Source organism: Streptomyces sp. NPDC005374 (genome assembly GCF_042872225.1).
GTDB lineage: Bacteria > Actinomycetota > Actinomycetes > Streptomycetales > Streptomycetaceae > Streptomyces.
Genome location: NZ_JBIAKA010000002.1, coordinates 433,707 through 458,831 on the forward strand (window position 1 = coordinate 433,707; position 25,125 = coordinate 458,831).

The window sequence follows — 25,125 nt, forward strand, 5'->3', positions numbered from 1 at the left end:
GTCAGCGTGCCGATCGCCGGGCGTTCAAGGACGAGGGCGGGACCACAGAGCTGGAGTGGACGACTCGGACTCTTCGTCGACGGAATGCCGGGTGGGTACGGGACCTCGTCGCTGGCCTAGCCGTTGCTCGTCATCATCGGCGACGGGGGATATTTCGACCTCTGCGGTCATGAGTCGATGCGATCGCTCCTGGCGGTGATCAAGGAGGACACCAGCTCTGCGGTTTCCCCGGGCCGCTCGTACGGAGCCATGTGCCCACAACCCTCGATGATCTCGGTATGCCTCGGCCGGACCAGGTCACGCGCTCGGTCCATCCCGCTGATGGGGGTGATCCGGTCCTCGGTTGCCCACGCCAGCAGGGTCGGGATGCCGAGGCTGCCGGCCCGCCGGTAGAGGTCCTCGCGGCCGGAGATCGGGTAGTTCTGCAGAGTGGAGAAGAAGGAGTACATCGAACCCTCGAACCGGTAGCAGTCCGAGATCATGGCAGTCAGGGGCTCGACGAGGGCGGGATCGAAGACGTTGCGCCCGAGATGACCGAGCAGGATCTTGCGCCCGAAGCGCCGTGCGGCGAACGAGGCGATCCGGTCGGACCTCAGCGCACGCTGCTGGAGCGCGGTGTCGGTGGACAGACCCGCGGGACCGATGAGCGTGAGGGTCCGGACCGAGTCGGGGCGGTCGAGGAGGTAGGTCATCGCGCCCAGCGCCCCCATCGACGTCCCCACGAGGTTCACCGGCGGGTCGATGCCGAGGAACGAGAGCAGTTCGCGGAGCTGGCGTACGAACATCGCCTCGTCGTAGCGGCCTTGAGTGCGGTCGGAGTAGCCGCGTCCGTACGCGCTGAAGGCCAGTGTCCGAATGCCCCGCGCGTGCAGCTTCGACGCCATACCGTCCCAGTAGAACAGCGGAATGGTCATTCCCGGCACCAGGACGGCGAGCTGGCCGGTCTCGGGACCGCCCAACTCGTAGTGCGTGAACCCGTCGGAGAGCTGGGCGAAGCTGCCGCGCAGCGTCTGCCGGGCATGCGCGTCGAGCTGGAGATCCTCGTCCGGCATTACGAAGTACTTCATCGGGGCGTCTTTCCTTCGAGTGTCTGGAGGAGTCGTTCAGTGCCACGCCGACCGGGTCGGGCCGCTCCCGCGGAGGGCAGTGGCCGGCATTGGCATGGACGCGTTGGATCGCACCGGGTATGTCCCGGGCTGCGTGCCGAACGCCCGCGGACGATCCGCGCAGGACGAGGGCGGATGGGCCGTCTCCGACGGGCCAGCCTATAACGGCTACATCGTTACCAAAATCGGTCCAGAAGTCAAGAGGACTGCGCGGGGCGCGAGGAGCATTGAGGACGGCACGCCTGACCCGCATGTCCTCGCGCGAGACGGCCGCGTCGTCCACCACGCCCGCATAACGGTCACAGTGATTCCGTTACGGTGCCCTTGGTCAAGCAGGCATACTTTCACCGTGGCAACATCACGAGATCAGGTGCGAGAAGGCGGGTCGTCGGCGCGGCGCTCTCCCGGCCGTCCACCCATCCCGCTCGAACGGATCGTCGCCGCGGCCGTCCAGATCGTCGACGAGGAGGGGGCCGAGGCCCTGTCGATGCGGACGCTCGCCCAGCGCCTGGGTTCCGGCACGGCGACGCTCTACCGGCACTTCGACAACCGCGCGGCTCTCGTGGCCCATGTCGTGGACCGCCTGTTCGGCGCGGTCGAGATCCCGGCAGACGAACTCGGGGGCATGGGCTGGCGGGAAGCATGCCGCACAGTGGTGCAAGCCATGTTCGACGCCCTGAGCCGGCACGGGAACGTGGCACCCCTGCTTGTCGAGCGGATCCCCGTAGGCCCGAACGCGATGGCCGTACGGGAGCGCTGCATCGCCTTCCTGCTCGCCGACGGATTCCCGCCGCGGGTGGCGGCGCACGCCTACGCAACCCTGTCCCGCTACGTGCTCGGCTTCGCGATCCAGCTTCGAGGACCTCACGACGCGGGACAGCCGGGCAGCGACGCCCAGGCGACCACCGTCTTCCGAGCCGCCGATCCGTCCCTGTTTCCCGCCACCGCGGCGGTGGCCGACTGGCTTCCGGTGCCACTGGAGGACGAGTTCACCTTCGGTCTGGAGCTCGTCCTCGACGGACTCGGTCGACTGCGGGACGGTGACTGACCGCAGCGAGACGCGTTGGCGCGGCGGGAGGCCACCGCGCACCCATCCTCGCTCGGCCACAGGGGCCGAAGGGCGCCCCTGTAGACGACGACGTACGCCTGGGGCCGAAGTGCCGCAGGAGTAGGACACCTCGGCACTGCCGCCCGGACGGAACCCTCGCCACACGAGCAGGCTCGCCATCTGGCGTACGCCATGCGCCCTGAGGCGTCCCCTCGCTTGCGGAAATCGGGGTGGCTTTGACAGTGCGCATTACGGCAACATCGTATCCATTACACTGTTGCCGTCCACACCGACTCCGGCGGTTGCCGGCAGCGGATGACGTCCTCGCCTTGCCGGGTGACCGGGCCTGGTGGCTGCCGGGGCCGGACGACCAAGCCACAGACAGCCCCCGCCGGGTCCCGCGCCTGATCCATCCGCCCTACCCGAGCCGACCGTGCCGAAGCCCACAGGCGGCTGCCCCACCCGATCGGAGAGCCGTGAACCGCCCGCAGGAAGTCCGTTGATCACCAGCCTGACGCGCGGCACGAAGCATGGACGCCGTGCCATCGACGTGCTGACGGCCCTGGTGCTGTGGCTGTGCGTCGAGCTCGGCGACATGCTCCGGCCCCAGGACGGTACGCCGCCGACCGCCGAGTGGCCCGCCGACGTTCTGGCCGCGCTCTCCTGTCTGGCCCTGCTGGCAAGTCGTCGGCACCCGCGTGCCGCCCTCGTCGGCGCGGCGGCCAGCACCGTCGCCACCCTCGTCCTGGGAGATGACCTCACCCCTCTGCTCCTGGGACCCGTCATGGCCGGTCTGTACCGGCTGGCCGCGCAAACCGACTCCAGGACCACGCACGCCTACGGTTTCACCACCGTGGCGGCACTGATCTGCACGTCCGTGATCACCGATCCCGACGGTCTCCACGCGGCCGGTCCCCTGCTCTGGCTACTGCTGCCGCTCGCGTGGGGAAACGCTGCCCGGCTCCAGGGGGCCTATCTGGAGGCCGTGCGCGCGCGTGCCGAACACGCCGAGCGCACCCGCGAGGAGGAAGCACGCCACCGTGTCGTCGAGGAGCGCATGCGCATCGCCCGCGAACTGCACGATGTCGTCGCCCACCACATGGTCCTGGCCAACCTGCAGGCCCGGGCGGCCGAACGCTACGCCCACACCCGTCCAGAGGAGTCGGGGAAGGTTCTCGCCGAGCTCACCGGCACCACCGCCTCGGCACTGCGTGAGCTCAGGGCCACGGTCGGAGTCCTGCGCCGTGACGGCGACTCCGACTCAGCACCTCTCGAACCGGCTCCCGGGCTCCACCGGCTGCCTGAGCTGATCGCCGCGTGCGAGTCCGCCGGAACCGACGTCACGGTCACCACCGAAGGGGAGCCCCGGCCTCTCTCACCGGGAGTGGACCTGACCGCGTTCCGGATCGTGCAGGAAGCCCTCACCAACGTCATCAAGCACGCGGTGCCGAAAGCCGCTCACATACGGCTCGACTACGCGCATGCCTGCCTGCGCATCACGGTCACGAACGAGGCAGCCGCGACCGTCCCGGTCACCGCCGGATCCAGCTCAGGCAGTGGCTTCGGCCTCATAGGCATGCGGGAACGGGCCCACTCGGTGGGCGGCGAACTCCGGGCCGGCCCCAGAGCCGCGGGCGGCTTCGAGGTCACCACCGCACTGCCGCTGCACCTCGTCGCCTCGGCGGCGGATGGAACCGTATGACGATCCGCGTCTGCTCGCCGACGGTGAGGCGTTGGGCCGCTCGCGGGGCGGGCTGACCAACGAGGTCCATCTGCCCTATGGCGACCGGGCCCGCCCGCCGACCTGACTGACCTCACCCGGTCACCGGCGTGACAGCCCGCTGTACGCCACGTTCCTGGACGGCTTACACATGAGGCGTTGCGGACCGGGCCGCCCGCGTTGCCGACCGGACCGGGTGCGCGGCGACAAGACGTACTCCAGCCGCGAAAATCGCGACAACCGCGCCCACATGCGACGGCGCGGCATCAAGGTCGCCCTCGCGCTGCCCGACGACCAACGGGCCCACCGCACGCGCCTCTCCGGTGGCCGGGCCCCTGGCCTTCGCCGGGAGCCGCCACCGCCGTCGCAACGCAATCGAGCGGTGCGGGGACACGCAAAAGCAGTTTCGCGCCGCGGCCAACTGATACGACAGGCGCGACCAGATCCGCGCAGGTACTCCGACCGTACCGCGATCGTCATCCGGCTCCGCGGCACCGTCCAAGCACCGTGAGAATCTGCCTAGTTGAAGAGAACCGCGAGATAGGCGGCGACCAGTACCGCACAGACCGTCGCGGGGGTCAGTTCGGCCATCCCGTCACCCTTGCGCAGGTGCACGACCGCGGCACCGGCGAGCAACAGCAACAGCCCCGCGCCGGCGAGGCCGCCGAGCAGCGGTACGGCCGGGCCGAGTGCCACGCCGACGGCGCCCGCCATCTGCAGCACTCCTATGCGGCGGTATGCCGCGACGGAGAAACCGGTCTCCGCGGCTTTCTCGCGCATTTTCGGCAGAGCCAGAGCCCCGGCCGTGCCCAGCACCGAGAAGATCAAGGCGAGGAGACAGGTAAGCACAATGGACAGGATCATGAGGCGTTCCCGGGGTTTGGGCATCGGTGTCGGGCGGGCATGGCGCAGCGTGGTCCCGTCCTGTCGGCGGCAGACGGGCGCCGCGGGACCAGTACGGCGGCGTCAGGCACGACTGCGCGTGTCGACCTGCGGGACGCAGGGCAGCGTCCGGCGCACATGACCGGCACTCGCCTCGATCACCCCGATGCGGTCGTCCACTCTGGTCAGGTTCCTGACGCCACAGATGTCCGACCGGGCCACGCGTCCGAGGGGCATCACCCGGGTGTCCAACGAGTCCGGCGGGACCAGTCGGGGCGTCACTCAGCCGTTCGGAGATCCGGCAGGCTCCGGGCGATGCTGTGGTCGATCCACGTCAGTCGGCGACCAGAACCGGGCGGGGTCCTGCGGGGGCCGCCCACGCCTCGCTGATTCGGGACAGCGGGTAGGCCTGGGCGTTCACCTCCACCTTGCCGTCGGTGATGAGCTGTACGTAGACGGCGACCTGGCTGAAGTAGCGGCGCATGTCGAAGGAGCCGATGCCGCTGCCGCTGAGGCGGAAGGGGCGGCTGCGCAGCAACGAGGCGGGTACGGCGGCCTGTTCGCCGGCGGCGGAGCCGATCTCCACGTAGCTGGTGGCGCTGTTGCCGGGTACGGCCGCGAGGGCCTGGAACGCGGACTCGGCCGCGCCGCCCCACAGGAAGTCCAGAACGAGGTCCGGAGCCTTGCCGTCGAGGGCCGCGCCGATGGCCGCCGCGTCCGCGGCGTTGTCGCCGACGATTTCGACGGTCTCGGCACCGAGCCCGGCCACGCGCTTGAGGTCGTCGACGCCGCGGCCCACGCCGATCACGCGTCGTACACCGAGTGCCTGGGCGTTCTGGACGGCGAGGCCGCCGGCCGCTCCGGTCACCCCGATGATCATCACGGTGTCCGGGGTGCCGTGCTCGTCCGCATGGGCGGTCAGCGGCATCCAGGACGACATTCCCGGGTTGACGCCCGCCGCCACCGCGACCGGGTCGGCGCCGTCAGGCAGCGGGAGGGTCATGGCGACCGCCATCCGCTCGGCGAACGTGCCCCAGGGCGCCTCGATCTCGCCGGTGTACACCAGCGCGCCGTCGGCGGTGCGGGCCACCGCGTCCACGCCCGGCACCAGCGGGAACTGCCCGTCGCTGCTGTAGTGCTCGCCGGAGGCCTTGTGACGCACGATGGGGTGGATCGCGGAGGCGACCAGGTCTACGATCTGCAGACCCTGGCCGCCCTGCGGGTCGGAAAAGTCCTGGTACTCGGGTGCTGCGCCTGCCGTTGTCACGACTGCTGCCTTCATCACTGCTCTCCTTGGTTGGGAAATCCACTGCGGTTCCCGCATCGCTACCGGTTGGTGAGCGGACGCCGAAGACCGGCAATCGGACGTCGGCGTGTACCGACGACCACCTTACGGATACAGTGTAGCCATAACTTCGGGACCACCGCCACCGGGCAGATCCGTCCAGTCGCCAGCTCGTCATGAGGCCACCTGACACAAGGCTCCGAACAGCAGCGACCTCCTGACGCCGGAGGGCCCGGAGACCCCGAACCGCGTCGGTAGCCGAATCCGCCGCCACCAAAAGACACGGTCGGCCACCGCATGTCCGCCCACATCCCCGACGGGCAACGCACCATCACGTCGAGGTCCGAAGCCCACACCGACCCAATTACGGCTACGATGACGCCATAAATATGAATCCTCCTGACACTGGCAAGTCAGGACTGCGGCTGAAGGGGGTCGTTGCATGGCTTCGGAGGCACCGCCGGTTCCGGGCAGTCCTGCCTGGTGGGCACGGCGGACGCCCGCTCCCTCATACCGGCGTGGGCGCCCACCGATGGACGTCGACCGGATCGTCGACACGGCTCTGAGACTCATCGACGAGGTCGGGGTCAAGACGCTGAGTCTGCGCATGCTCGCCGACGCCCTCGAATCGGGCACGGCGACGCTCTACCGTCACCTGAGAAGCAAGGAAGAACTCCTCGTCCTCGTGGCGGACAGAATCCTGGGCGACATACGCGTCCCGGCCGAGCAGATGGACGGCCTGTCCTGGCGGGAAGCCGCGACCGTGGCCGCGGACTCCTTCTACGCATCACTGCGTCGGCACCCCCACGCGCTGCCTCTGCTGGCGGCCCAGGTCCACGTCGGCCCCAACGGCCTGCGCGTCCGGGAACGGCTCATCCGACTGCTGCTGAGCCATGGGTTTCCAACCGGCCTGGCCGGCCGCACCTACACCGCACTGGGGCACTACGTGATCGGCCTGGCCATCCAGCAGCACGGCCCCGGGACACCACGTCCTGACGATCAGGTGCACCTGCGGGCCTACTACCACTCCCTGGACCCGGCCGCGTATCCGGCCACGTCGGCCGCGGCCGACGACCTGACGTCCGTACCCCTGTACGAGGAGTTCCGGTTCGGCCTCGACCTGCTCCTCGACGGCGTCGAACAGGCCAGAAGCGCATTGCCCGAGGAGTCCGGAGGGCCGGCGGGCAGTGAGCCCGGCACATCACTCGCAGGCCTTCCGCCGGGGTCCGTCAGGGATGACTGAGACGTCGACCGCTGGGCGCGGCCGCAGTGGAGAACTCCTCGACGGCAGGCTGGGACTCCGCCGAGCGTCCGCCGGGTCCTCACTGAGAGCTGTCGGCGCGACCAGTCCCAGCGGTACCGGGGTACCACTCGGGCGCCGAAGATTCCCCCGTGGTCCCAGAGATCGGGCCTGTCGCGCCCATAGCTTCGAACGCAGACACCGCGGTACGTCCGCGGACGAGTTCGAGGCAGGAAAGGCCCACTCCCATGATCGAAGCACGTGAGCTGACGAAGCGGTACGGCGACAAGACGGTCGTCGACCACCTGAGCTTCCATGTCAGGCCCGGCGAGGTGACCGGCTTCCTCGGTCCCAACGGCGCGGGCAAGTCCACGACCATGCGCATGATCGTCGGCCTGGACTCCCCCACCAAGGGCTCGGTCACCGTCGCCGGCCGCTCCTACTCCCGCCACGCCGCACCCCTGCACGAGATCGGCACCCTGCTGGAGGCCAAGTCCGTCCACCCCGGGCGCAGCGCGTTCAACCACCTGATGGCGCTCGCGCACACCCACGGCATTCCGCGCCGTCGGGTGGACGAGGTCATCGAGCTGGCCGGACTGACCAGCGTGGCCGGCAAGCGGGTGGGCGCCTTCTCGCTCGGCATGGGCCAGCGCCTCGGCATCGCCTCGGCCCTGCTCGGCGACCCGGCGATCGTCATGCTCGACGAACCGGTCAACGGCCTCGATCCCGAGGGCGTGTTGTGGGTCCGCAATCTCCTGCGCGGGCTGGCCGATGAGGGACGCGCCGTGATGCTCTCCTCGCACCTGATGAGCGAGACCGCACTGATCGCCGACCACCTGGTGATCATCGGGCGCGGCCGGCTGCTCGCCGACACCACGGTCGACGACTTCACCCGGGAGGCCGGTGGCGGCGGTGTGAAGGTCGCCACCGCCGAGGCCACGAAGTTGCGCTCACTGCTGGCCGGTCCCGATGTCACCGTCACGTCCTCCTCCGCCGAGGACCTGCTGGTGGCCGGGCGCGACGCCCGGGAGATCGGGGCGATCGCCGCCCAGCACGGGGTGGCCCTGCACGAACTCACCCCGCAGTCCGTCTCGTTGGAGGCGGCGTTCATGGAACTCACCCGCGATGTCGTCGAGTACCAGAGCGCTCCGGCCGACACCGAACGAAAGGCCGCCTGATGCCGACCACCGCACTCCGCCGCATTCAGCGTCCCGGCAGACACACCAACCTCTCCGCGGCGCCCGATCCCCACACCTCCGCCTCGCCGTACAAGGTGACCGGCCGACGAGTGCTGCGCTCGGAGTGGGCCAAGTTCTGGTCCCTGCGCTCCAGTTGGATCACCCTGGGCGTGGCCGTGTTCCTACTGGTCCTCTTCGGGGCGATCGCTTCCTACACCTACAGTCCTGACGCCACCGCGACCGGCGGGCCGCCCGGCGCGGGCAGCGGCGACAGCGATGCGGTGAGCCTGGCCCTGACCGGTGTGACGTTCGCGTCGCTGGCCGTGGGGGTGCTCGGGGTGCTGCTGGCCGCGGGCGAGTACAGCACCGGAATGATCCGCTCCACGCTCGCCGCGGTGCCGCGACGGCTGCCGGTCCTGTGGTCGAAGGCCGCCGTGATCGGGCCGATCGCCCTGGTCCTCACCTCGATCGGCGCCCTGGCCGCGTTCCTGCTGGGGTCCCCGGGTCTGGACGGCGAGAAGATCGCCCTGTCCCTGGGCGACGACGGAGTGCTGCGCAGCCTTGCGGGCGCCGGCGTCTATCTGGCCCTGGTGGCCGTGTTCGGCGTGGCACTGGGCATGCTGCTCCGCTCCTCCGCCGGAGCCATCGCGGTCCTCGTCGGCACCCTGCTCATCCTCCCCGGCCTGGCCACACTGCTGCCCGACTCGCTCTACGACACCATCAATCCCTACTTCCCCGGCAACGCGGGCTCGGCGGTGTACGCCCTGCACCAGTCCTCGGACTCCCTGTCGCCCGGAGCGGGGCTCGCCGTCTTCGCCGGCTGGGTGGCGCTGACACTCGCCGGCGCGGCCTACCGCCTCGTCAAGTCCGACGCCTGACCTGGGCACGAGGACAATGGTCGCCATGAGTCCGCACCGCGCCGCAGCCCCCGGGGGGACTCCCCGGGGGACGGCGGCAGACCCGCCGTCCCTCGGATTCGACGCCGCGTGGGCGCACCCGCTCCTGGGCCGTCTGCTGCGTGACCAGGGCCGCCGACAGCGGCTGGACCGCCGGTATCCGTGGGTGTTCGACACGGCGGTGGTGCTGGCCGTCGTCGTGATCAGTCTGCCCGACCTGCTCCGGGGTAACGGCGACTCCCCTTTCGGTGACGCGGACGCGCGTGCCCAGCTGGGGTCCGGCGCCGTGCTCGCCTTCGTCGCCGCCCTCGTGGTTCCGCTGTGGTGGCGCCGCAGGGCCCCGGCCGCCACCTACTTCGTGATCGCGTCGGTGTCCCTGGTCCAGTGGTCACAGGGGATCAGAGTGCCGGCGGACGTCAGCGCGCTCATCGCCCTCTACACCCTGGCCCGCATCGGTTCGTTGCGGATGCTGGGCTGGGCCGCCGCTCTGACCGTGGGCCAGGCGGTGCTGGCCGTCTTCGTCCTGGTCCCGACGGAGCATCCGCTCATCGGCGCCTTCTTCCTGCTGGGCACGGTGACGGCGGCCATCGCCGTCGGTTTGACGCTCCGTATCCGACAGATGTACCTGGCGGCTCTGGAGGACCGCGCCAGACAGCTCGAGATCGAGCAGGACCAGCACGTCCAACTCACCGCGGCCGCCGAGCGCTCCCGGGTCGCCCGCGAGATGCACGACATCGTCGGCCACAATCTCTCGGTCATGGTCAGTCTCGCCGACGGCGCCGCGACCCTCGCCGCCAACAGGCACGAGCAGTCCGCCGACGCCCTGCGCATCCTCGGCGACACCGGCCGCCAGGCCATGAGCGAACTGCGCCGGGTGCTGGGCGTTCTGCGCGAGGAGCGGGACGACGAGAGGATGCTCAGCCCGCAGCCCGGCATCGCAGATCTGGACCCCCTGCTGGAGCGGGTGCGCGCCGCCGGCCTGCGCGTGGCCTACCGGACGACGGGAGACCTCGCCGCACTGGGCAGCGGCGTACAGCTCACCGCGTACCGCGTCGTGCAGGAGTCGCTGACCAACACCCTCAAGCACGTGGGGATCGGCACTTCCGCCGACGTTACCCTCGCCGTCGCAGAAGGAGAGGTACGGATCAGGGTCGCCGACACCGGCGCACCGCCAGGGGCTCCCCCGCCACCGAAGCCGGCAGCACAGGACCACGACGCCGGGCACGGCCTGGTCGGCATCCGCCAGCGTGCCGCCATGTACGGCGGCACCGTCATCATCGGACCTCGTGACACCGGACACGGCTGGGTTGTGGACGTCGTACTCGACGCACCCTCCGCACCCACATCGTCCGCAATGGAAGCACCGGGAGAACACCACCCATGACCACCGTGCTGATCGCCGACGACCAGCCCCTCCAGCGCATGGGCGTGCGCATGCTCCTGGAGGGCACCCCGGGCCTGGACCCGGTCGGCGAGGCCGAGCACGGCGCCGAGGCCGTCCGGATGGCCGCCGAACTCCGCCCCGACGTCGTCCTCATGGACATCCGCATGCCCGGCATGGACGGCATCGAGGCCACCCGCCGCATCATCGCCGCCGGCGGCCGCACGCGCGTCCTCATCGTCACCACCTTCGACCTCGACGAGTACGCCTACGACGGCCTGCGCGCGGGCGCCAGCGGCTTCCTGCTCAAGGACGCCCGCCCCGAAGAACTCGTCGCCGGCATCCACGCGGTCGCCACCGGCGACGCCGTCGTGGCCCCCCGCCTGACCCGCCGTCTCCTCGACGCCTACGCCCACCAGGTCCTCGCACCGGCCGACGCCGCCCCCGAGGCCCCCCGGCTGCAGACCCTCAGCGACCGCGAACGCGAGGTCCTGATCGCCATCGGCCACGGCTGGACGAACACGGAGATCGCCCAACGGCTCGTCCTCACCGAATCCACCGTCAAGAAACACGTCGGCCGTGTCCTCGCCAAGATCGGCGCCCGTGACCGCATCCAGGCCGTGATCACGGCGTACGACGCCGGGCTGGTCAGAGCCAAGTCATAGCCCGGGAGGCCCGGCCGGAATGTCCAGCGTCGGTGGCCCGGGGTCCTCGGGTGCTACGTCCTTCCACTGCTGGCGAGCGGCTGCCCCGCCCCCGGGATACGTTGCCTTTCGCCGACCGCCTCCCTAGTATCGAAACGAAGTCATTTCTTTTCCATGGAGAAGGTCATGCCCACCAACGTCGCAGAGCGGCCCGGCAAACGGACTCGTCTCAGCCCGGAGCGGGAGGGCGAGCTGTACGCGACCGTCGTCCAACTCCTGCGCGAGGTGGGTTACGAGGCGCTGACCACGCAGGAGGTCGCTACCCGGGCCAAGTGCAGCACCGCCACGCTGTGGCGACAATGGCAGGACAAAGCCGGACTGGTGGCTGCCGCCCTGCGGCACGAGCAGTCACATCCGGGACCGGACCTGGACGCGGACACCGGCACCCTGCGGGGGGATCTCCATGAGATGGTGCGCCGCGCGGTCCGGGTCACCCCGTCGGAGCACGAGCTGATGGCAGCGCTGGCCCACGCCGCGCTCAAAGACCGCGAGCTGGACAGGGCGATGCGGGATCAGTTCGCCAAGCCGGTGCACGAACTCTTGGACCGGATCCTGGACCGAGCCGTCGCGCGCGGCGAGATTTCGACCGAGAACCCGGCTCGCCGTTTCTGCTCCAGCGTGATCGTCGCTGCCGGTCTGATCCGCCCCATGCTGGACGGACAGCCTGCCGACGAGGAACACATGGTGGGCTTCGTGGACGCCGTTCTGCTTCCCGCCCTCGCCCGCCCCGCACCGCTCCAGCCCTGAGTCCCAGACCTCCCGAGACCCGGCTGGGAGCCGACCTCACGCGACTGCGGCAAGCGGGAGTTCCGGAACGCCACTCGCATCCGTGACGGCCCGTCCGCCCTGGCCTCGTCGGTCACTGCGTGGAGCGAGGTCACATACTGTCGGGCCCGTACCATCGAAACGAAGTGCTTCGTCCGCTGAGGAGATTGATGTCTGCGCGTCCGGATCCTGCGTCGGGCAGACGATCCCGCCTGACCCCTGAGCGGGAGGGCGAGATCTACGCGGCTGTTGTCCAGTTGCTACGGGAAGTCGGTTACGAGGCGCTGAGCATGCAGGAGGTGGCTGTCCGCGCCAAGTGCAGCACCGCCACGCTGTATCGGAAGTGGCAGGGCAAGCCCGCACTGGTCGTTGCCGCCCTCCGACACCAGCAGCCGCACCCCGACGCGGATCCCGACATCGACACCGGCACCCTGCGCGGAGATTTGCACGCACTCGCCGACCGACTCGCGAGCATCGCACCCACCGAGCACGAACTGATGGCGGCAATGGCGCACGCCGCCCTCGGGCAGCCGGAGCTGGCAAGGATCATGCGCGAGCAACTCGCCGATCCGGCCAAGGGAGTTCTGGACCGTGCCCTGCAGCGCGCCATGGACCGGGGGGAGATCTCCAGCCGTACGCCGGGCCACACTTTCTCTCATCACCTGATGTTCGCCGTCGCGCTCGCCCGCCCCATGATGGAGGGCTGCCAGGCCGATGCGGAGTATCTGAAGTCGTTCGTGGACGCCGTGCTGCTGCCCGCCCTCGAACATCCGGCACCCCTGTCCTGACGGTCGGCCCGAAGCCAGGGCACGGCACTTCCGCAGACGCGTCGACCGCCTGTCAGGCCTCGACGTCCTCGATGTGACGCGACGGAGAAGGGCTCGCGACTCCGCCGGCCAGCGGATCCTCGCCCCCTGGCAGCCCAAGGCCTGCCCTCACTCGGGCGGAGCTCCGGTACACGCGCGGTCACCACGGGCCCGGCCCACTGGATCCCGGCATCGAAACGGTTGCATTTCGCTGGGAGTAAACCTAGGATCGATCGAAACGAAGTAGTTTCGTTTCGATGGCGGGTGTACGCCTACCGCGTCACGGCGCCCCACGGCGCCCCACAGCGGCGACCCGACGGCCACCGCTCTCGGAGCACTCCGTTCCCCCGCACCCGAGAGCGGCCCTCACTGCCTTTGATCGCCGCCAACTCCCGTATTCCGACGCGCCGTTCGGACATCGTCGTCCCATCGGTGCACACAGACAACCGAGCCATCCGAACCCCTGAGGGGGAGGTCCCCACCTTGTCATCCACCTCGGTCGACACAGCCCAGACCGGGCCGTCAGACCAGATCCCCGCGCAAGCGAAGCACCGATGGTGGGCGCTGGCCGTGGTCAGCCTCGCCCAGCTCATGGTGGTGCTCGACTCCACGATCGTGAACATCGCACTGCCGTCCGCCCAGAAAGCCCTGGCGTTCGACAACAACGGGCGGCAGTGGATCGTCACCGCCTACTCCCTGGCATTCGGCAGCCTCCTGCTGCTGGGCGGCCGGCTCGCCGACCTCTTCGGCCGCAAGACGACCTTCATCATCGGAATGGTCGGCTTCGCCGCCGCCTCGGCGGTCGGCGGCGCGGCCAACAGCTTCACCATGCTGGTGGTCGCGCGCGCGGTGCAGGGGCTGTTCGCCGCCCTGCTCGCCCCGGCGTCACTCTCCCTGCTCACCTCGACGTTCACCGACGTCAAGGAACGTGCCAGGGCGTTCGGCATATACGGCGCCATCGCCGGCTCCGGCGCCGCCCTGGGCTTGGTCCTCGGCGGCCTGCTCACCGAGTACCTGAACTGGCGCTGGACGCTGTTCGTCAACGACGTCATCGCGGTTCCCGCGCTGATCGGTGCGATTCTCTTCATCCACCGCTCCGTCCCCGCCGAAAGGCCTCAGCTGGACATCCCCGGAGTGGTGCTGGTCTCCGGTGGTCTCTTCGGTATCGTCTACGGCTTCGCCAACGCGGAGACACACGACTGGGACAACTGGATGACCTGGGGCTTCCTCGCCGCAGGTGTCGTCCTGCTGCTGGCGTTCTTCCTCTGGCAGACCCGGGCGAAGCACCCCGTGCTGCCGCTGCGCATCCTGGCCGACCGCGACCGCGCCGGCGCCCTGTCGGCCCTGTTCATCGCGTCGGCCGGGATGTTCGGCGTCTTCCTCTTCCTCACCTACTACCTGCAGTCGACACTGGGCTACTCGCCGGTGAAGAACGGCGTGGCCTTCCTGCCGATGGTGGGCGCGCTGATGGTGGGGTCGCAGCTGACGACCAACTGGCTGCTTCCGAAGATCGGCCCCAAAGTGGTGGTGCCCTTCGGCGCGCTGCTGGCCGCGGGCGGCCTTGCCTGGCTGACCCGCCTGGATCTGCACAGCAGCTACGCGGCACACGTGCTGCCGCCGATCCTGCTGCTGGGCGCGGGTATCGGTTTGATCATTCCCGCGGCGATGGACTACGCCACCCTGGGTGTGCGGGAGGAAGACCAGGGCGTGGCCTCAGCGGCCGTCAACACCACGCAGCAGGTGGGCGGTGCGATCAGCACCGCGCTGCTCAACACCCTGGCCGCCAGCGCCGCCACCAACTACGCCAAGGACCACCCGACCGACCCGTTGGTCCAGGCGAAGGCGGCGCTGCACAGCTATGCCGTCGCCTACTGGTGGTCGGCCGCCTTCTTCGCCGTCGCCCTGATCGTCACAGTGCTGATGTTCCGCAGTAAGAAGAAGAGCGCGAGCGTGGCCGCGGAGGATTCCCGGACCAGGACCGCGCCTGAGGAAGATACCGTCGGGCGGACCGCCACCAAGGCCACGCTTGCGGCCACCGGGACCCTCAACACGGGCGGGGGCGGTGCGGCCGCCATCCACGGACAGGCGCGGGACAGCGCAGGCACACCCGTGCCACGCACCGCGATCACCCTGCTGGACACGGCGGGCCGCCAGGTGGCCCGCGCCACCTCCCGTGAGGACGGCTCGTACACGGTGGAGACCGCCGAGCACGGCAGCCTGGTTCTCATCGGCTCGGCGCCCGGTCACCAGCCCCAGGTCGTCACCCTGACCTTGAACGGGGCACCGGTCTCCCACGACCTCGTACTGCTCCCCAGCAGGGGCGGCGTGGCGGGCACGGTGCGCGGTGGGGACGGCGAGGCCCTCTCCGGAGCCCTGGTGGTGGCCACCGACCAGCATGGGGACGTGACGGCCTCCACCACAGCCGGAACCGACGGCGACTACCGGCTTACCGAGCTGCTGCCCGGCGACTACACGCTCAGCGTCAGCGCACCCGGTCACCGCCCGGCCGCCGTACCCGCCACGGTCTCCGCCGAGGCGACCCGCCTGGACATCGGACTGTCCGTCGCGGCGACCCTGCACGGCACGGTCCACACCCCGGACGGGCGCGCCCTGGACGACGCCCGGGTCACCCTGATCGACCCCGCCGGCAACGTCGTCGGGACTCGCACGACCAGTATCGACGGGAGTTACTCCTTCACCGACCTCTCCAGCCAGGAGTACACCGTGCTCGCCAGTGGCTACCCGCCGGTTGCCACCCCGATCACACTGAGCGGCAGTCAGGAAAGCGTCGACATACTGCTCAGCCACAAGGAGGAGTAGGCCCCGGTCCAAAAGAGGCCACCGCATCCGGGCAACGATCCCCGGATGCGGTGGCCTTTGCAGCCGAACCGAACGTCTCCACGGTGAGGCTTGGTGAACTCATTGCGTCTGAGCGGCGTTGGCCAGGGTTCGGAGTGCCTTGATCGGTTTGCGTATGCCGTAGGCGACGACGGTCGACGTTCCGTCGGGATGTTTCCAGGTGAGCAGGGCACGCCCGTCCTCCAACCTGCCCTTGAGGGTGGTGGGTTCGCCGGTGAGCGGCAGCGGGCCGACGACTTTGAGGGCGAGGCCGGCGACCTCGGTCCAGAAGTAGTCGTCGTACGGCGCTCCCGCGGGCGCAAGACCGAGGGCGGAGGCTGCGGCGACCTTGGCCTGGGCGAGGGCGTTGGACCAGAACGGCGCACGCCGGTCAGGACCACTGCCGTCGGCGCGCAGGTAGGTGACGTCACCAGCGGCGAACACACCCGGCACGCCGGTGGCGCAGAAACCGTCGACGCCGACACCCAGGTCGTCGGCCAGGCCCGTGCCCGCCAACCAGCCGGTGCAGGGTGTCTCCCCCGCGCAGGTCACCACGAGGTCCGCGGTGAGCCCGGTGCCATCGGGCAGACTCACGCCGGACACGGGGTCGCCCGCCAGCGCGGCGAAGCCGGAGGTCCGCACGCAGCGGATGCCGTAGGCCTCGGCGCGTGCGGTGATCGCGGCGGACAGGTAGCCGCCCAGGATCCGCTCCAGCGGCCGCTCCACGTCCACGACCGTGACCGGAATGCCACGCGCGGCGCACGCGCTGGCCACCTCCATGCCCAGAAAGCCCGCTCCGACGACGATCGCGGAGGCAGCCGCGTGCAGGCGGCCGCGCAGCAGCAGGGCATCATCCAGGGTGCGCAGAACGAGTTCGCCTCGCCGGCCCGGTCCGGCGAGCCGGCGGGCCTCCGCCCCGGTGGCGATGATCAGCGCGTCGTAGCCGAACACACGCCCGTCCGCGGTGGTGACGGTACGGCGGCTCGTGTCGGCCCCGATGGCCGGCGAACGGACGATGTCGATGCCGAGTCCGTCGAGGTCCTGGCCGATGGTGTCGTCGGCGTCGGCGTCCTTGAGAACACTTTTGGACAGCGGGGGGCGGGAGTAGGCGCCATGCCGTTCGGCGCCGATGATCGTGACCGGGCCGGTGTGTCCCAGGGCCCGCAGCTCTCGTGCGGCGCTCGTCCCGGCGAGCGACTCGCCGACGATGAGCACCGCACGCGCTGTCACGGCAGCACCCGCAGTGCGGCCACGGGACACACGGTCACGGCCGCCCGGGCCGCCGACCGGTGCTCGTCGGGCACCTCGGCACCGTCGAAGCGGTAGATGAGTTCGGCATCGTCGTCCAGACCGAACACATCGGGGGCTTGGTCCGCGCACAGGCCGTGGCCTTCACAGCGGGCGTAATCGACGGAGATCTGCATGGAACTGTCCTTCAACGAGGGGTTCGGCAACGAGGGGTTCTGACCGGACAACCGGCGGTCGTCTAGGCGGGGATGAGCGTCAGCGGCAGGCGCTCGTAACGGTGGACGACGTTGTTCACCAGCCATTCGGGCGTCCCGGCCGGCTCGATGCGGTCGACGCGGGCGACCAGGGCGCGAAGCATCGCAGAGGTCTCCATGCGCGCCAGCCCCTGCCCGGCACAGCCGTGGGCACCCTGGCCGAAGCCGAGCTGGCGGGCCGCGTCTCGACGCACGTCGAAGGTGTCCGGGTCGTCCCACTCCAGCTGATCACGGTTGGCGGAACCGTAGACCACCAGCACCCGGGAACCCTTGGACAACGCGGTGCCCGCCAGTTCCGTGTCGCGGGCGACACTGCGCGAGAAGGCCCGGATCGGGGACTCGTAGCGCACCACCTCGTTGACCGCATTGGGGATGAGCCCCGGATCCGCCTTCAGCAGACGCCACTGCTCGGGATGGGTGGCGAACAGATGCAGGGCATTGGAGATGGCACTGATCGTGGTGTCCAGCGACGGCGCCAGATAGTCCACCATCATCGTGACGCACTCGGCGGGCATGACCTTGCCCTCGTCGGCCGCGCACAGCAGGTCGTGGCCCATGCTCCCCTCCAGTACGGACCGGTCGCGGACCACACGGCGGGCGTAGCGCATCATGCCTAGACCCAAGGGAAGGGTCCGCACGAACTGGCGGTTCACCGGACCCATGCCGTCGAAGGCGGCACCGGCCCAGCGCAGCAGGTTCTCGCGGCCCTCCTTGGGCCAGCCGATGTAGTCGGGAACGACGGACATGGGCAGGGCCGTGGCAAGCTCGACGCCGTCGACGTGGTGGTCGGCGACAGCGGCCTCGACGACAGCGGCGGCCTGCTCCTCCACCGTGTCCGTTATCGCGCGCAGAGCCCTGGGAGTGAGCCGGTGGGCGACCTGGCCACGGTAGCGGGCGTGTTCCTCGCCGTCGCTGAAGAGGGTGCCTCGTCCCCCGCGGTTGGTGAGGGGGTTGAGGGCGACGCCCTCGCCGGAGATGAAGGTCTCGTCGTCCAGGAGGACCGCCTTGCACTCCGCGTAGCGCGGCAGGGCGTAGGCCTTCTGCTTGCTCAGCCACACCACGGGACCAAGAGCGCGCAGCGCCGCATAGTGGGTGTGGGTGTCGCGGATGGCCGCGGGCGAGTACAGGTCGGCGCGGTAGACGGGGACATCAGTGTGAGTAGGCATCAGAAGTCCGTTCCAGATGTGTTGTCGGCTTGTGATCCGGGCCACCGAAGCGCCCGCATCCATCTCGTGTCCGAGCGGGCTGCCTCTGGTGTCAAGAGGCGGTGTAGGTCGGGTAGTCCGTGTAACCGGCTGCGCCGCCGCCGTAAAATCCCTCGGGCTTGGGGGTGTTGAGGGGGGCGCCGGCTCGGATGCGCTCGACCAGGTCGGGGTTGGCGAGTGCAGGAATGCCGACGGCTATGACGTCGGCCAGGCCGTCCTCGATGTCCTTGGCGCGTGTGGGGATGTCGGCGCCGCCTCGGTTGAGCACGAGGGTGCTCGGCCACAACTTCCGCAGGGTGTGCAGGAGTTCCTCGTCGGCGCCGTGGCTGATGTGGAGGTAGGCGAGGTTGAGCGGGGCGAGGGCTCGCAGGAGGGCCGGGTACAGCTCGTGGGCGTCGCTCTCCGTGATGTCGCCGAGGTTGAGAGGGTTGCCGGGAGAGATCCGGATGCCGGTGCGGCCTGCGCCGATCTCGTCGGCCACGGCAGTGACGACCTCCACGGCGAAGCGGATGCGGTTCTCGATGGAGCCGCCGTAGCGGTCGGTGCGCTCGTTGGCGTTGGTGGAGAGGAACTGGTGGACCAGGTAGCCGTTGGCTCCGTGGATCTCGACGCCGTCGGCGCCCGCGGCGATGGAGGATGCGGCGGCGTGGCGGAAGTCGTGGACCGTCGCGGTGACTTCGTCGATGGACAGTTCGCGGGGCACCGGAAGCTCGCTGGGCCCGGCCGCGGTGAAGAAGAGGCTCTTGGGCCTGATCGCCGAGGGTGCCACCGGCTGCCGCCCGTGGGGGGTGTTGTCGGGGTGGGAGATCCGGCCCGAGTGCATCAGCTGGATGACGATCCGGCCGTCCGCCGCGTGGACGGCGTCGGTGACCTTGCGCCAGCCGGCGATGTGCTCCTCGGTGTAGATGCCGGGCGACATCGGGCCGCCCTGCCCGTCGGCGGAGGGCTGAGTGCCCTCGGAGATGATGAACGCGTGCGAGGCACGTTGGGCGTAGTACTCGACGTTCAGCTCGGTGGGTACGCCTTCAACGGTCGACCGGCTCCGCGACAGGGGTGCCATCGCAAGCCGGTGCGGCAGGGCGATGTCTCCGGCCGTGGTCGGGTTCCACAAGGCATTCAGCATGGGGGTTCCTTAAGAGTGGGGTGGTTACGGCCACGGGACACCGCGGATGCACGGCCGATTGATCGAACCGGCCGGGATGGGGAGGGCCGTCCGAAGATGCGCTCGAGTTGTTGATCTCAAGGCAGGGGTGACAGCGCCCGTGGTCTGCCACCCCTGCACGAGCAACCCCGGTCAGCGGTCAGTTCGAGCGCAGCACAGGAAACAGCTCGTCATGTCGGGGGATGTCGCCGTCCGCAAAGGCGAACGGGGGAAGGCACTCGCGGAAGTAACTCATCCCCAAGAAGTGTCCCGGTCGATTCAACCACCGCGCGTCGTCTCCCAGATAGCGAAACGCCACCGCTTCCCGTCGACGGTCACCGGTGGAATTGCGCTGCGCGAAGTGCAGCGTCGTGGGTGCATGCATGAGTACGTCGCCGGGTGCCAACTCCCAGGCGAGCACTTCGTTTTCCGCGATGACGCGCTCGGGGTCCTCCAAGACCGGCATCGGCTGATCGATGACGGGATCGCCGGCGGAGAACGGCGCACTGCGATAGAGCGTGTCCCAATCATGGGAACCCTTCACGTAGCTCACGACACCACTGTCGGGCGATACGTGGTCGAACGGCACCCAGATCGACACGATCTGTCGTCCGGTCAACGGCCAGTACGACAGGTCCTGGTGGAGTGGTGTCGTTCCGTGGCTGTTCGGCTCCCGGACGAACAGTTGATCATAGAAGAACCGGACGCTCTTGCTGGCCATGGCGCTCGCGGCCAGATCTACGAGGGGCGAAGTACGGGAGAACTCCTGCACCGTATCGTTCCACCTGCTCATGAAAGAGCCTTGGACCCCACCATCCTTTGCCAGGAGCAGGGGTGGCGGCGACGCGATCATCTCGTCGATCGCGAGCCGCATCCGTTCAATCCATTTCGGATCGATGAGCCCCCTGACAACGGCCGCTCCGTCTCGCTGGTAATCAGCAATCACCTTGTCGAGATCACGCTGTGCCGTAGACACCATTTGTCTCCTTTGCTTGGCGCCGGGCCTCTCGGGCGAAATTCCCGGCTCCTGTGAATGACGAATTGCCCCTGCCAGGGCGCGAGATCAGCTCAGGGCAAGTCCTGAACCCGCTTGTCACGCGGCGTGAAGAGGGTCAGTCGAAGGTGAGGACGAGTTCGCGGCGGACATGACCGCTCCTGCTCATCGCTTGGTCGTTGCGGGCTTCGGCCTGCCGGTCTGCGCCGACTGCCTGATCGGCTCGCCTTCGTGGCTGCCGGACCCGGTTACCACTACTGGGGATCGTGGGAGGCGAGACTCCGGAAACGGCTGCCGTGGAAGACCAGAGGGGCGGCGACCGGCACCATGCACAGGCCCTGGATCTCAAGGAGCGCGATCGTGTGGTCGCCGCCTGGCAGTTCCGCGTGGAGGGAGCAGTCGAACATGGCCGCGGCCCCGTCGAGGAAGACGGCGCCGTCTAGCGACGAGTGCCACTGCACGTCGGCGAAACGGTTCTCATCCTTGCCCGCCAGGCGGCGGCACGCCAGGTCCTGACCCTCGGCCAGGACGCTCAGCCCCAGCCGCCGCCGGTCACGGAGCTTCGGCCAGGTGGCCGACGTGTCCTGTACGCACACCGACAACAGGGGAGGACCGATGGACACGGACGTGAACGAGCTGACCGCCATCCCGGCCGGTGCGCCGTCCACCAGGGCGCACACAGCTACCACACCGCTGGGAAAGCAACCGAATGCCTGCCTGAGCGTCTCGGCATCGAGTTCGGCGGCGTCGAGGGCGACCACGGGCGTACGACTCTCACCGATGCGGGGTGTCTCCAGGACTGCGCGGGGCGACGTTTCCGACATCGTTCTTCCTCTCAGCTGATCTGCACGTGGGGGGAGCCGCAGCGGCGCCGCGGCTCACAGACAGCCGCAGGTAGACCGCGGGATGGCGCGAAGGACTACGGCGCGGGCGGGAACGGCACCGGGTCGAGGCGGCTTTCGCCGAGCCGTTGGGCGGTCGTGTGGTACTGCGTGGCGATGTGCGTGCGATACATCGAGACATCGCGCAGGTAGCGCTGCATGCGCTGACCACGTCCGGACGCTGACGTGCCGGCTGAGCGGAACAGTATGTCGACCGCCTGGCAGGCCGACTCCGCGGCCTCCACCATCATCGCCCCCACCCGCTGGGCCTGCTGCGTGGTGTACGGCCTGACGTTCTCGACATCGTCGCGGCACCACTGCGCGTGGAGGTCGCAGGCGTGCATCATGATCGCCTCAGCGCTGTCGGCCTTCATCATCGCCTGGCCGAAGTCACGCTGATACAGCATGTCCTTGTAGCGCGGCCCCCGCCGGGGCAGAAGGGTGATCTTGGTCCGCGCGAGCCTCTCACTCTCGTCCAGCGCGGCGCGGGCCGCGCCGATGACGCTGCTGGCCAACTCCACCGAGAAGAAGACCAGATGGACGGAGGGAAGGTACAGGGGGTTGCCGTGCAGTTCGAGCCCCGGGGATGTCGCCTTGTGCTCCGTATCCGGCGCCAGCTCCATGAAGTCGCCGTAGACGCCGTAGTACTCGGGCACGACCTGGTCCTTGACCACGACCGTGTTCGAGCCGCTGGACCGCATGCCGAAGACGGCATCACCGCCCCAGTCGTCCTCGATCTCGAACTGACCAGCGGGGATCAGTACGTGGAGCATGGGCTCCGGCGCACCGGGAAGACGCCTGGGACGCCCCGGACCGCCGGAAGGGGCGCCGGGAGGCAGGGGTGCGCCGGCCCGGGCATTTGAGGGAACGGCAGAAGTGGCGTTCTCTGCTGTCTCATCAGCTGTCTTCTCATCGACGACCTTGACGGTGACCGTGACATGGCTGGCGTAGGCACTCCCGGACTGGTAGGGCGACTTGGCGTTGATCAGCCAGCCGCCCTCAACCCGCTGGGCGGTGCCGGCCGGGGACAGGCTTTGAGAGGCGCGGAAGTAGCCGAGGGCATTGGTGAACACCTCGTCCTGCGCCTGCTTCGGCCAGTTCGCGGCGGTCGACAGTCCGTGGCCCTGCCCCAGGCACAGACACCAGGCGGTGCCCGGGTCGGCGCGACCCACTTCCATGATCACCCTGGCGAAGGTACGCACGTCGACATCGAGGCCGCCGTACCGCTTCGGGGTCAGCAGGTGATAGAAGCCGGCCTCCTTGAATGCCTCGTGCACCTCGGGGGTGTAGTGGCCGAGTTCCTCTGCCTTATCTGCCTGCTCGCGGATCAGGTCGCGCAGCGCGGCGGCGCGCTCGACGAGCGTCTCAGGCGAGACGTCAGGGGGGCCATCGAGCGTATGGGCCGGGGTTTCGGTGGCCATTTCGTTCAGCTCTTCCTTCGTAGTGGTCGGAATCGGTATGCGCCCGGGACCGTCCAGGGTTCGTACGTCGCAGCCCTGGTTTTCCGATCTCCCGGCGGGGTGGGGGGCCGATCGATGAGTTGGAGCCCTTGCTGGAGTGCGGTGTGCGGGTTGCTCCGAGGACGGTGACGTCGGGCCACCGCGGGCGCCGCCGTGACGCGGTACGCAAGCAGAGTGCCATCGAAACGAAACTACTTCGTTTCGATCGATCCTAGATTCACTCCAAGCGAAATGCAACCGTTTCGATGCCGGGATTCAGCCATCCGTCGACGGCCGCGCGCGTGCCGAGCCCCCCTCGGGCGGGGCATGCCCCGGGCTGCCACGGAGTACGAGGATCCGCACGTCAGCAGATCAACCGGCATGTACACCGCTGGAGTTGCGAGCCCTGCTCCGTCGCATCACATCGAGAGCGCTGGGGCCCGACTGACGCAGGAGCGGCAGCGGCGTGGCCCCTGGCGGGTGCGCACAGGGGCCGGGTTGGCCGGCACGTTTGCAGAAGTGCCCTTATTGTTCGGGTCGACCGTCAGGACAGGGATGCTGCTTGTCCGAGGGCGGGCAGCAGCACGGCGCCCACGAGCGACTTCGGGTACTCCTCATCGGCCTGGCAGCTCTCCAACGCGGGGCGGGACAGCACACGCGCACCCGTGCCGCACACTGCGGTCACGATGCATCCCGGGGTGGGTTGCATGACGATCAGGGCCGCGAGGTAGCAGGCGACGAGCAAGGTGCACGCGAGCGCGGGCGTCATGCCGCAGGGACCGTCGCCGCGTGATCACGGCACCGGTCATCAGCAGCAACAACACGGCACCCGCCAGGACGCGCGTCAGAACAAAGGCCGTGCTGTGCAGGCTGCATGAGAGGCGGTCAGATCCCGCGTGAGGGAGCCCCGCCAGCTTTCCGCCGAGTACAGCGCGGACCGCCAGGAGCGTGTCGGGCCCGTTGCGCGCGAACAGCACCGGGCCAGGAAACGGCGAAATGCCCTGCCCGGCGACAACGAGAGGTCAAGGCCAGCTCTCACGGCGCACGGCACAAGAGGTGCAGTGGCGTTCAGCAGGGACACCCAGGACAAGGAGGATCCCGTAAGGGACCTGCCGGTACGTGCCGGGGTGATACGCCGGTGCGGAACGTGTCACGCACCTTGTCGTCGCGCTCCGCTCCGTCGACAGGGCGACGAACAGTGGCGCCCAGCGGCGCCTGCGGACTTGGCGGCCCCGATGACGGGCGCGTCGGTGATCTCCGGGAGGCCTTCGACGACATCGGGGAATGGGGCGCTGCCCAGCAGTACGCCTTTGCGGGTTGAGAACAGCTGGTGATCTCGCCCTCATGAGCAGCCCAACCTCGCCGGTCAGCTGAACGCCTCGGCCTGAGCCTGGCCCACCGCTCGTGCACCAGCCCTCCGAACGCGGACAGCAAGGCATCAGAGATGGCAGACTCGACCGGCAACGAAGCTCCGGCAGACATGAGTTGGTGTGACAACCCTCGCCCTACCGGAGCTCCGTCCTACTCAGCCCCAACTCGGGGGCTGTATGCCGCTCTGGTCTATCGAGTACCAGTAGTTGTCGTTGCTGCTCTTATCAGCCGGAACGTTCTTGGTGCCGATCTCTTGCGTGTAGGAGCCGCAGTCGCTGGACGTGTAGAGCGTGATCGCGCCCGAGAAGGTACCGGGCTGATCCGTCGTGGTCCAGGCGCCAGCACTCACCTTGTAGCAATGCTCGCTGCCACCTGCGATGAAGGAAACGCTGTGCGGGTAGGCGTACGTAGTCCCCGTCCACTGCGACGACGGCACGACGCCCAGCATCAAGTGTCCCTTGCTGGTCCCGGCAGACGCGCTGTCGACACCGGTCACTCCGAGTGCTGCGCCCGTCAGCGCAGCTACCGCGGCGACTTTGCACACCTTCTTGAACCCTGACTTCATAAGAAACACTATGGATCCTCACTGTCATTTGATAGGAACCCAGGCATCGCAGAACTTGCCCGAGTTCCTGTGCGGTCCTCCTGCTCCGTCGCAGGAGTGACAACGGCCGATTTCGGCTACGCTGTTTCTAAAACCTACTGTAAGGAACGGTCCGAGCAGTCTCGTTCCCCTCACTGCG

Annotated in this window: 22 protein-coding genes; 10 read left to right on the forward strand and 12 right to left on the reverse strand. The window is 68.9% G+C overall.

What is annotated here, in order from left to right; all coding sequences use genetic code 11:
• Positions 1-167: 167 nt before the first annotated feature.
• Positions 168-1,067 (reverse strand): alpha/beta fold hydrolase, encoded by a 900-nt coding sequence (locus tag ACFYRX_RS07415; protein WP_389097358.1) that lies wholly within the window; start codon positions 1,065-1,067, stop codon positions 168-170.
• A gap of 457 nt (positions 1,068-1,524) precedes the next feature.
• Between ACFYRX_RS07415 and ACFYRX_RS07420 the strand changes: the two genes are divergently transcribed.
• A complete protein-coding gene (locus ACFYRX_RS07420) occupies positions 1,525-2,154 on the forward strand; it encodes a TetR/AcrR family transcriptional regulator (RefSeq protein WP_389097582.1) in 630 nt (209 codons plus the stop codon).
• 499 nt (positions 2,155-2,653) lie between these two features.
• Complete coding sequence (locus ACFYRX_RS07425; RefSeq protein WP_389097359.1) at positions 2,654-3,856, forward strand: sensor histidine kinase; 1,203 nt, start codon at positions 2,654-2,656, stop codon at positions 3,854-3,856.
• 537 nt (positions 3,857-4,393) lie between these two features.
• Here ACFYRX_RS07425 and ACFYRX_RS07430 read toward each other — a convergent pair.
• On the reverse strand, positions 4,394-4,738 hold the full coding sequence (locus ACFYRX_RS07430; protein WP_389097360.1) for a DoxX family protein: 345 nt from the start codon (positions 4,736-4,738) through the stop codon (positions 4,394-4,396).
• Between the two features lie 352 nt (positions 4,739-5,090).
• Positions 5,091-6,038 carry a zinc-binding alcohol dehydrogenase family protein gene (locus ACFYRX_RS07435; protein ID WP_389097361.1) on the reverse strand — a complete coding sequence of 316 codons (948 nt, stop codon included), beginning with the start codon at positions 6,036-6,038 and terminating at the stop codon, positions 5,091-5,093.
• 535 nt (positions 6,039-6,573) lie between these two features.
• Between ACFYRX_RS07435 and ACFYRX_RS07440 the strand changes: the two genes are divergently transcribed.
• From ACFYRX_RS07440 to ACFYRX_RS07475, 8 genes are all read left to right on the forward strand, one after another.
• The gene (locus ACFYRX_RS07440; protein WP_389097362.1) at positions 6,574-7,284 is read left to right on the forward strand and encodes a TetR/AcrR family transcriptional regulator; all 711 of its coding nucleotides are present in this window, start codon (positions 6,574-6,576) and stop codon (positions 7,282-7,284) included.
• 245 nt (positions 7,285-7,529) lie between these two features.
• Entirely contained in the window at positions 7,530-8,459 is a 930-nt protein-coding gene (locus tag ACFYRX_RS07445) for an ABC transporter ATP-binding protein (RefSeq protein ID WP_389097363.1), read from the forward strand.
• Positions 8,459-9,337, forward strand: a complete 879-nt coding sequence (locus tag ACFYRX_RS07450; protein ID WP_389097364.1) for an ABC transporter permease — start codon at positions 8,459-8,461, stop codon at positions 9,335-9,337. Before ACFYRX_RS07445 ends, ACFYRX_RS07450 begins: the two co-directional genes overlap by 1 nt.
• Before the next feature lie 25 nt (positions 9,338-9,362).
• A complete protein-coding gene (locus ACFYRX_RS07455; protein ID WP_389097365.1) occupies positions 9,363-10,739 on the forward strand; it encodes a sensor histidine kinase in 1,377 nt (458 codons plus the stop codon).
• Positions 10,736-11,401, forward strand: coding sequence for a response regulator (locus ACFYRX_RS07460; RefSeq protein ID WP_389097366.1), 666 nt, complete (start codon positions 10,736-10,738; stop codon positions 11,399-11,401). Before ACFYRX_RS07455 ends, ACFYRX_RS07460 begins: the two co-directional genes overlap by 4 nt.
• Before the next feature lie 165 nt (positions 11,402-11,566).
• A complete protein-coding gene (locus tag ACFYRX_RS07465; protein WP_389097367.1) occupies positions 11,567-12,187 on the forward strand; it encodes a TetR/AcrR family transcriptional regulator in 621 nt (206 codons plus the stop codon).
• 188 nt (positions 12,188-12,375) lie between these two features.
• Complete coding sequence (locus ACFYRX_RS07470) at positions 12,376-12,993, forward strand: TetR/AcrR family transcriptional regulator (RefSeq protein ID WP_389097368.1); 618 nt, start codon at positions 12,376-12,378, stop codon at positions 12,991-12,993.
• Positions 12,994-13,494: 501 nt separating this feature from the next.
• Positions 13,495-15,831, forward strand: a complete 2,337-nt coding sequence (locus ACFYRX_RS07475) for an MFS transporter (RefSeq protein WP_389097369.1) — start codon at positions 13,495-13,497, stop codon at positions 15,829-15,831.
• Positions 15,832-15,930: 99 nt separating this feature from the next.
• Here ACFYRX_RS07475 and ACFYRX_RS07480 read toward each other — a convergent pair whose 3' ends face one another.
• The 9 genes from ACFYRX_RS07480 to ACFYRX_RS07520 all read right to left on the reverse strand — a co-directional run bounded on the left by ACFYRX_RS07480 (position 15,931) and on the right by ACFYRX_RS07520 (position 24,947).
• The gene (locus tag ACFYRX_RS07480; RefSeq protein WP_389097370.1) at positions 15,931-17,079 is read right to left on the reverse strand and encodes an NAD(P)/FAD-dependent oxidoreductase; all 1,149 of its coding nucleotides are present in this window, start codon (positions 17,077-17,079) and stop codon (positions 15,931-15,933) included.
• Positions 17,076-17,273 (reverse strand): ferredoxin, encoded by a 198-nt coding sequence (locus ACFYRX_RS07485; RefSeq protein ID WP_389097371.1) that lies wholly within the window; start codon positions 17,271-17,273, stop codon positions 17,076-17,078. Before ACFYRX_RS07485 ends, ACFYRX_RS07480 begins: the two co-directional genes overlap by 4 nt.
• Positions 17,274-17,335: 62 nt before the next feature.
• A complete protein-coding gene (locus ACFYRX_RS07490) occupies positions 17,336-18,517 on the reverse strand; it encodes a cytochrome P450 (RefSeq protein WP_389097372.1) in 1,182 nt (393 codons plus the stop codon).
• A gap of 91 nt (positions 18,518-18,608) precedes the next feature.
• Positions 18,609-19,679, reverse strand: a complete 1,071-nt coding sequence (locus ACFYRX_RS07495; RefSeq protein WP_389097373.1) for an alkene reductase — start codon at positions 19,677-19,679, stop codon at positions 18,609-18,611.
• A gap of 178 nt (positions 19,680-19,857) precedes the next feature.
• A complete protein-coding gene (locus ACFYRX_RS07500) occupies positions 19,858-20,676 on the reverse strand; it encodes a phytanoyl-CoA dioxygenase family protein (protein ID WP_389097374.1) in 819 nt (272 codons plus the stop codon).
• Between the two features lie 269 nt (positions 20,677-20,945).
• Entirely contained in the window at positions 20,946-21,515 is a 570-nt protein-coding gene (locus tag ACFYRX_RS07505) for a flavin reductase family protein (protein ID WP_389097375.1), read from the reverse strand.
• A 95-nt stretch (positions 21,516-21,610) separates the two neighbouring features.
• Positions 21,611-22,993: an acyl-CoA dehydrogenase family protein gene (locus tag ACFYRX_RS07510; RefSeq protein ID WP_389097376.1), complete on the reverse strand. Its 1,383-nt coding sequence runs from the start codon at positions 22,991-22,993 to the stop codon at positions 21,611-21,613.
• Positions 22,994-23,555: 562 nt separating this feature from the next.
• A complete protein-coding gene (locus tag ACFYRX_RS07515) occupies positions 23,556-23,780 on the reverse strand; it encodes a hypothetical protein (RefSeq protein ID WP_389097377.1) in 225 nt (74 codons plus the stop codon).
• A gap of 756 nt (positions 23,781-24,536) precedes the next feature.
• A complete protein-coding gene (locus tag ACFYRX_RS07520) occupies positions 24,537-24,947 on the reverse strand; it encodes a hypothetical protein (RefSeq protein ID WP_389097378.1) in 411 nt (136 codons plus the stop codon).
• Positions 24,948-25,125 lie beyond the last annotated feature (178 nt).